An 8524-nucleotide genomic window follows, 5' to 3' on the forward strand; every position below is an offset into this window, starting at 1 on the left:
ATGCGGCGGGAGCGGGTCAGCATGATTGGTCTCCTCGAGGGTCGGATGGACAGTGCTTCGGTTATCCGGAGCTGCATCGGCCGCGGGTGCGGCGCTGAATCTTGGTGATCACAGCGTCAGCCGCGGGAGGTGCGGCCGCGATTGACGCGGCGGAAGCGAGTCAGCATGGCCATCGTCCTCGAGCTTTCGGTGGGTGCGTACAAGGGCGGTTTCTAGCCGCGGGATATGCGACCGCGGGTGACGCGGCGGTAGCGGGTCAGCATGACTAGATCCTTCCTGAGCAGCCGCGGGGTGCGGATGGTTTGGTTCAGCCGGCGCTGCGGCGGCCGCGGGTGGTGCGGCGTCCGAGTCGGCGCAGGCCGGTGGCCCGCTCGGGGGTGGTCGTCTCGCGGGTGATGACGGCGGTGGCGGCGCTGCGGTGGCTCATCGGTGGCTCCTGGGCTGCGGGGCTTCGTCGGCGGGCTTGCTCGGTGTTGCCATGAAGTCTGCTGGCCCCGGGCCACCGATCCCATCGCGGCGGGGCGAGGAACTCGTCGTGGTCCGGTAAGGGTCCTCTTACCGAGGGGTAAGGCCGCTGATCCACGTCCCGGTGTCCGGGACGATGCTGACGTCGAGTTGCCACGGCTGCCGAAACGCGAGCGGCCGGATCGGCTGGCGGATCGAGATCGCAGGGGGTCCGCCCGATCGGCCCGAGTGGGTGCCGACGCCGCGGCCGGGCGGGAGGCGTGGACTGAGGAGGCCAGGCCCTGAGAGGTGGCCGCCGGTCTACGGGCGTGGGGATGGCGCCGGGTGGTGTGGGGGTTCGTCGCCGCGTGCTCGCGGTGGCGCGAGTCGTGTCGCTGGTCGGTGGGGAATCCCGGCCGAGGTGGTGAGGCGGGAACCGCGAGAGGTAAGCGCGGTGGCACCGGTTCGTGCCCTGCGTGGTCGGGGGGTGAGGGTCAGGGTCGGTGCTTCGGGGTGCTGTCCGAGGGCAACGACCGTGCTCCCTAACCGCAGTTGGTGGTGCTCGATGGGGTACGCGTCGACGAGGATGCCATTGGCGCTGTGGTTGATGATCTCCCAGCCCTCGGGGTGGGGGCGCAGGGTGAGGTGATGGCGCGAGACTCTCGGGTCGTCGATTCGGACGTCGTTGTTGAGGTCACGCCCCACCTGGTATTCGCGGTGAGAACGCAGTACCCGCCGCCGGGTTCCGGGCGCGATGAGGACCTCGAGGTCGTCACCCACGGACGCGGCGCCGAGCGCCGGTGCGGTGATGCCCGGAACGGTCAGGCCGGCCACGGTGACCTCGTCGAAGCCGGCGGGGTCGGAGTGGGAGCCGGCGGACTCCGGGCTGTCGGGTTCGCCGTCGGGAGGGGCGCTGTCGGGCTGCGGGGGTTGCGCCGGTGTGCTGGCGACTTCGACGACCAGCCCGATGAGGCTCGCCAGCAGGCTCAGCGCGAAGGGCACGACGACGTAGAGCCCGATCAGGATGTCGGCGAGGTTGCCGGAGAACAGCGCGAGGATGAGGTCCCCGGCGGCGTACCACCAGACGAGCGCGCCGCCGGAGAGCAGCACCCCACCCCCGAGCAGCGAGGCGGCCCCGTAGATTGCGAGCCATCGGGCTCCGGCCGTCTGGCGGCCGCGCAGGCGGGCCCCGAAGGCGCTGCGGGCGCGCTGGGCGAGGTCGGGCTCGTCGAGGTAGTCCGCGAGCGCCCAGTGCCCGTCGAGCTCGAGGATGGGGGCGGCGTTGGTGAGCAGGTCGACGATCCCAGTCACGGCGAGACGCCAGAACACCGCTGTGATCAGCACCGTGCTGCTCAGGTGCGCGGTGATGGCCAGCAGGCTGATGGCGACGGTGTCGACGGCGAGCCCGGCGAGGGCTTGGGTGACCCGCGCGCGCCGCGGCAGGGTGACCGCGTCGGTGGAGTCGACGTAGAAGCAGATCGAGCCCCAGTAGAACCCGAACCCGGCGCGGCGCGGGGTGCCGCCGTAGTGGACCAGGGCCACGGCGTGGGCGAGTTCGTGGGCCGCGGCGAAGACGAGCACGAGCGTGATCCCGAGCAGCGCGTCCACCGCGGGGTGGGCGCTGACGGTGGGGCCGGGCGGGCGGCCGAGGGCGAGCGCGACGACGCCGGCGACCACGACGCCGGCGAGTAGGACCAGTGCCAGTCGCTGGGTCAGTACGGGCACGAGGTAGCGGTCGATCCAGCGGGCGGGGATGTCGATCCCGGAGAGCTCGACCCCGTGCCGGCTGACGTGCACCCGTCGAGGCCGGGACGGCGCCGACGACTGCTCCGGCGAGGCGGTGTCCGCTGTCCCCCCCGTCCCCGCCGCGCCGTGACGGGGACCGCGGACCGGATCCTCGGTGAGGATGCCGGCCTCGAGCATCTGCTCGATCAGCTCGGCGCCCGGGGCCAGCTCGGCGCCCGGGGCGAGGTCGACCACCGGTGCCGCGCTGCCCGGCATGGTGCCCGACGTGGGCTCGGCGGCCTGGTCGAGGGAGCTGGCGAGCTCGTCGCGGTCGGCGCCGCGGATGAGCAGATCGGGAAGCACCGCGGCCCCGGGGTGCTCGAGGAACAGCGCGTCGGAGTCCGGGAGGGCGAGGACCAGACCGCGCTTGCTCACCCGCCACCGAACGCCGTCGGCGAAGCGGACCACCCCTCACCCTCCTCACCGTTGTGGTGCTCTCGCCCTGGCGCCTCAGACGCGCGGTGCGACTCTTCGATCGTGGCCACGGCCTTCAGGCGAAGGCTGCTGTCGCCGCGGAACCGCGGGATCAGCGCGCAGGGTTGCGAGGCAGCCAGGATGAATGACTCCACCTCGGCGTGGCCGCGCTTTCGAGGAAGTCGCTCTAATGCCGGGCTCAGGACGCGATGCTCAGCACGGTGAGCGCGTTGGTCTCCTTGTTGGTGACGTAGGCGAAGCGACCGTCGGGTGAGACGGCCACCATCCACGGGCTGGTGCCGAGCGGGATGGTCGATGTGACGGCCCCGGTGTCGGTGTTGATGACCGAGAGGTTGTTGGTGGCGTTGTTGACCACGTAGCTGTGCCGCCCGTCGCGGGCGAACGCGATCGACTGCGGGTTGCGACCGACCGGGACGGTGCCGAGCACCTGGTTGGTGGCGGTGTCGATGGTCGAGACCGTGTTGCCCTCGTAGTTGGTGACCTGCGCGCGGCGCCCGTCGGGCATGACCGCGATGCTGTGCGGGGCCACCATGTCCCCGATCGGGATCACCCCGGTGACGGTGTTGCTGCGGGTGTCGAGGACGGTGACGACCCCCGAGTGGTGGTTGGCCGCGTAGGCGATCCGCCCGGTCGGGGAGAACGCGATCCAGTGCGGGCTCTCCGGGACCGGGATCTGGGTGACGACGCTCTGGCGGGCGGTGTCGATCACCGTGACATCGCCCGAGTCGTGGTTGGGCACATAGACCCGGGACCCGTCCGGGGAAACCGCCAGCCCGAACGGACGCTTCTGCCCGGTGGGGATGACCGCGGTGAACGCGTTGGCGCGGGTGTCGAGGACCGCGACCGCGTTCTGGTCCCGGCTGGGGTCATAGAGGGTCACATAGGCACGGGCCCCGGAGGGCTCCATGGCGATGAACTGGGGCGGTCCCGGTGCCGGGATCGTGGTCAGCAGCCGCCCGTCGGTGGTGTCGACGACGTTGACCACGTTGCCGCCGCCGCTGCCGGTCACATAGGCCAGCCGGCCGTCCGCGGACAGCGCGATCGCTTCGGGAGCGTTGCCCACGCTGAGGGTGGCCGTGATGGTCGGGGTGTCGGTGCTGCGCAGCACCGGCCCGGCTGGGGCCAGCGGGATCGCCACCCCGCCACCGGCATCGTCAGTTGTCGCCGGGCCAGCACCCACCGAGGTGCCGATCACGACACCGAGCACGAGCACCAGCACCAGGCCCACCGCCGAACCCACCCACACCAGCGTGCTCCGGGAACGTCCCGAGGATCCGTCGACAGGTCCCCCCGCGGACGGTCCCGTGGGCGGAGGCGGCGGGAACGGCGGCTCGGAGGGAGGCGATGGCCGGGGCTGCGGTGTCGGACCAGCCGAGTTGGTTCCGGCGGTTCCGTTGGTTCCGGCGGTCCCGCCCGGCGCCGCCGCCGGGCTCGCGGTCTCGATCGTGGAGGTCGAAGCATCCGCGGTTGCGGTCCGTGCCGCGGGTGCCGCGGCGGTTGTCGGGCGGGTGGCCAACGCCGTCGGTGCTCCCCCGTCCATCCGCGGGGTAGCAACCGTGACCGAGCGTGCCGCAGCGAGCACACCTGGGGCCGCCCCCCGGTTCGCGCCTGTCCGAGGCGCCGCGGACGCGCTACCCGGCTCAGAGGCGGCCTCAGCCGTGGTCTCGGTCGTGGTTTCGGCGGTGGGCTCTGACGCGGGCACGACCGCGGGCTCATCGGCCTCGAGCTCGCTCGTGACGGGATCGGCGCTCGCCGCGGCCACTGCGGCGTTCGAAACCGACGCCTGGCCCGGAGGAAGGGCGACCTCGGTGCCCCCGGGCACCGCGAGGGGCGCGACGGCCCCCTCGGAGCCGGCGCCCTGGCCCGATGTCGGACCCGTGGGCAGCACCCCGGCGGTCGGGCTGGCGGCGGTCGGGCTGGCGGCGGCCTGGCTAGCGGCGGTCTGCTCGGCGGCGTGCTCGGCGGTGTCGCTGTGGGTGTTGCTGTGCGTGGTGCCCTCGCCGCCGGCCTGGGCGAGCGCCTCGCGGGCGGCGGCGGCCAGGGCCCCGGCGCTGGGGTAGCGCTGGTCTGGGTCTTTGGCCAGCGCCTGGGCGATGACGTCGTCGAATCGCTCGCCGAGTTCCGGACGGGTCTGTGAGGCCAGCGGCGCGGGCTGGGTCAGGTGCGCCCGCATCAGCTGCGGGAAACCCTCGAACGGGAACGGTTTGCTCCCGGTCAGACACTGGAACAGCAAGCAGCCCAACGAGTAGATGTCGATCTCGGGGCCGGTCACCCCGTCGAACTGTTCGGGGGCCATGTAGTCCAAGCTGCCCACCACGGCGTGGGTCGAGGTCAGGGACTGGCTCTCGCCGCCGATCGCCCGGGTGATCCCGAAGTCGGCGAGGTAGACGAAGTCGTAGGCGCCGACCGCGGTGTCGAGCAGGACGTTCGACGGCTTGATGTCGCGGTGTATCAGCCCGGCGTGATGCGCGGCGTCGAGCGCGCTGGCGACCTGGTCGATGATCGCCACCGCCTGGGCCGGGGTCAGCGCCGGTTCGCGGCTCAGTCGCTTCTCGAGATCGCAGCCGTTGACCATGCGCATGTCGATGAACAGCTGGCCCTCGATCTCCCCGGAGCGGTGGATCGGGATCACGTGCGGACTGCTCAGACGGGCGGCCAGGCGCGATTCCCGCCGGAACCGCTTCTGGAACTCCGCGTCGTGCACCAGATGCGGCACCAGGCGCTTGAGCGCCACGGTGCGATCTTGTTCGCTGTCGTGGGCCTCGAAGACCTCGCCCATGCCGCCGCGCCCGATCAACCGCACCAACGTGTACGGGCCGAACTGTTCCTCGCCCACCAGATCATCCCCCCGGCCGAACCACTCGATGACACTATGTCGCAGGCTTACCCCCAAGTGATACAACTCTTACCGAAGTGGCAGGAAAGTCTTACTGTCCGTAATCGCATCAGCGTGGTAGGAGCCGCCGCCGGTAGCGACATCTCGGACGTGTGGCGGCGCCGCCGAGGCGCTACGCGGCGAGTGGCGTCGGGGCTCGGTCCGCGTCTCGGCCCGAGGTGCTGGCGGGTGACATTGGGGGACGAGACGGGATGATCAGCGGTGATGATGACGAGATGGGTCACGGGGGGCGGCGCATCCGGGAGCACGTCCGCGTACGGGGGTGGATCGGCGGTACCGACCAGCTTCCTCGAGGTGGCACGGCCCGGTGGCCTCGAGGTCGTGCTGCTCACCGGGGCGTCGGTGACGATCGGCCGAGCCGAAGGCAACGCAGTGGTACTCGGTCACGACACCCAGGTCTCCTCGATGCACGCGGTCCTGCAGTCCTACGGTGCGGGCTGGGCGATCAGGGACCTGGGCAGCACCAACGGCACCGTCGTGGCCGGTGAACGGCTCGTCGCCGAGCGAGCGCTACGCCACGGCGACACCATCCAGCTCGGTCGCACCCACCTGACCTTCCGCAGCAGCGGCGCCGGCCAACTCGCCCCGACCACCGCACCCCGCCGCGCCCCCGAACTCACCCGCCGCGAACGCGACGTGCTCATCGCGCTGTGCCGACCCCTGTTCTCCGGCGACGTGTTCACCGAGCCGGCCACCGCCCGCACCATCGCCGAGGTACTCGTGGTCACCGAGGCCGCGGTCAAACAGCATCTGCTGCGCCTCTACGACAAGTTCGACCTCAACCCCAACAGCACCCGCCGCCGCGTGGAGCTCGCCAACGAAGCCCTCCAGCGTGGCGCGGTCACCCCCGCCGAGCTCCGCGCGACCCCCTAGAGCGATCACGCACGCCCGGCATCCACCTCAAGCCGCACCACCACCACCGCAGCCTCGGCCGATCGCCGACGGTCCCCCGCGCGACCGCGTGCCCGCTCCGCGCGGCGAGCAGTAAGACCGCGCGGCGGCTGGACCGGGTCCTCACCTCCGCAGGACCAGAACTCGCGAGGCGAGCACTCGCGGGCGCCACCGGCAGACGGGGCCAGCGCGCCACCCTCACCCCTTCCCTTCCGGTCAGGTTCTTCTAACCCTCGTGAACGGGAAAGCTCACCGCACAGCGATAGCAACGCCCAGCACACCAGGGCAACATTATCCCCAACACCGAACAGACATACCACCACGAACAACAGGAGAACCCGATGCTTACCCGATTCTCGCGCCGCACCCGCGGCCGCCGCTTCCCCTGACCATCCGCCGCCCGACCCGAACGAGACAACGGAGACTTCGATGCTCACCCGACACCAGCGCCGCACTCGCGGTAAGCGCTTCCCTTAACCATCCTTAGCTAGCCCTCCGACACTGCGACAGGAATCCCTAATGCTGACTCGTGCACGCCGCCTAACCCGCGGCCGCCACCTCCCCTGATCTGCAACGAGTAGGGACATCTCGTGCTGACCCGATCCCGCCGCCTCACCCGCGGCCACAGGCTTCCCTAATCTCCACTCGACCTCCGCCAGAAAAGGAAAAGATGATGCTCCTCCGTGCTCGCCGCCTCACGCGCGGCCGCCGTCTCCCCTGAACGTCTCTCAAGTCCCACCCGAAAAGGACATCGCATGTTGACCCGATCGCACCGCCTCACCCGCGGCCGCCGTTCCCCCTGACAATCCCGCTGTTCCGCAGAAAGAAGATGTCGGATGCTGACTCGAACCCGCCGCCTCACCCGCGGCAAGCATCTTCCCTGACCGTTCCGAGCACATCACGCGCTCTGGCCCGAAAGGAGGTGACGTCCCGATGCTGACTCGAACCCGCCGCCTCGCCCGCGGTCGCCGCACGCCCTGAAAGCCGCCGCGCTTCACCCCAAGCAACCACCCTCAACCACCGACGAGGTGCTTCCGATGCTGACTCGTTCCCGCCGCCTGACCCGCGGCCGCAAGAATGCCTGACTCTCACGGAGCCCCGCCAGAGTGCTTCTACGGGGCAGACACAGCCCGCATCAACCAGAGCCCGAGCCGACGCACAGAAGCGCTGGCTCGGGCTTTTCCGCCCTGACACCCCCAAGGTGCTTCGGTCGGCGATTGTAAGTGGCCGCCGATGACGGCTTTCCGGATCAGCTCAGCGATACCGCGGCGCAAAGCAATCCATAGGGATGAAATTCCCGGGCGTGTGCTCGGAACTCTCCAGATCTGAGCGCTGACGCGCGAGCGCGCGATGCCCTGACGGTCCTGGGGGTTATCGGCTCGGCACGAACCGGAGTCATCCGCGCCTTCAGGGGGACTGTCCGACGAGCGGTGTAACTGGCATTGACAGGTCAGTTGGTGGTTGACGGGACGATACGGCCGGGGAACGCGATCGCGAAGGCGTTCAACGCTGGCTTCCAGCGCATCGCCCAGCGGGTCCGGCCCTTGCCGGTCGGATCGAAGGATCTCGTGACGAGGTAGAGGCACTTGAGGGCGGCCTGCTCGGTCGGAAAGTGCCCGCGGGCCTTGACCGCGCGGCGGTAGCGGGCGTTGAGGCTCTCGATCGCGTTGGTCGAGCAGATCACCTTGCGGATCTCCACGTCGTAGAGCCTGTTGCAAAATCAGCGTGTCGCAGGAGTGGATCTTTGGGTGCGGTGGCGAGGATGAGCAGCGTGGCCCGCTCGTACCGTCCCGTGCAGCGTGACCAGGGGTTCTTGTTGCCGCCGGACATGCGTGAATGGCTGCCCGAGGACCATCTGGTCTGGCTGGTGCTCGAGATCGTGCCCCAGCTGGATCGTTCGCAGTTGCATGCCCGGCACCCGAACATCGGGGCGGGGCGGTCGGCCTACGACCCCGACCTGCTGCTCGCCCTGTTGATCTACGCCTATTGCCACGGGGTTCGCTCATCGCGGCAGATCCAGCAGCGCTGCGTCACGGACGTGGCATTCCGGGTGCTGTGCGCCCAGGACGTCCC

At 70.3% G+C, this 8524-nt stretch carries 4 protein-coding genes and 1 pseudogene; 2 read left to right on the top strand and 3 right to left on the bottom strand.

All coding sequences use genetic code 11. The annotated features are described in order from the left end of the window. Positions 1 to 765 precede the first annotated feature (765 nt). Complete coding sequence (locus tag QSK03_RS05705) at positions 766 to 2604, bottom strand: FHA domain-containing protein (protein WP_285649198.1); 1839 nt, start codon at positions 2602 to 2604, stop codon at positions 766 to 768. A gap of 238 nt (positions 2605 to 2842) precedes the next feature. Continuing rightward, positions 2843 to 5500 (bottom strand): serine/threonine-protein kinase, encoded by a 2658-nt coding sequence (locus tag QSK03_RS05710; RefSeq protein WP_285649200.1) that lies wholly within the window; start codon positions 5498 to 5500, stop codon positions 2843 to 2845. Positions 5501 to 5854: 354 nt separating this feature from the next. Between QSK03_RS05710 and QSK03_RS05715 the strand changes: the two genes are divergently transcribed. Continuing rightward, positions 5855 to 6433: an FHA domain-containing protein gene (locus QSK03_RS05715; RefSeq protein WP_285649202.1), complete on the top strand. Its 579-nt coding sequence runs from the start codon at positions 5855 to 5857 to the stop codon at positions 6431 to 6433. Positions 6434 to 7901: 1468 nt separating this feature from the next. Here the strand turns inward: QSK03_RS05715 and QSK03_RS05720 are convergent. Beyond that, positions 7902 to 8156 (bottom strand): annotated as a pseudogene (locus QSK03_RS05720) (transposase); the annotation flags it as partial. Positions 8157 to 8213: 57 nt separating this feature from the next. Here QSK03_RS05720 and QSK03_RS05725 point away from each other — a divergent pair. Next, on the top strand, positions 8214 to 8524 hold a 311-nt coding region (locus QSK03_RS05725), incomplete at its 3' end, for a transposase (protein WP_285649205.1).

Origin of the sequence: Actinomycetospora sp. NBRC 106375, from assembly GCF_030269665.1 — a bacterium.
Taxonomy (GTDB): domain Bacteria; phylum Actinomycetota; class Actinomycetes; order Mycobacteriales; family Pseudonocardiaceae; genus Actinomycetospora.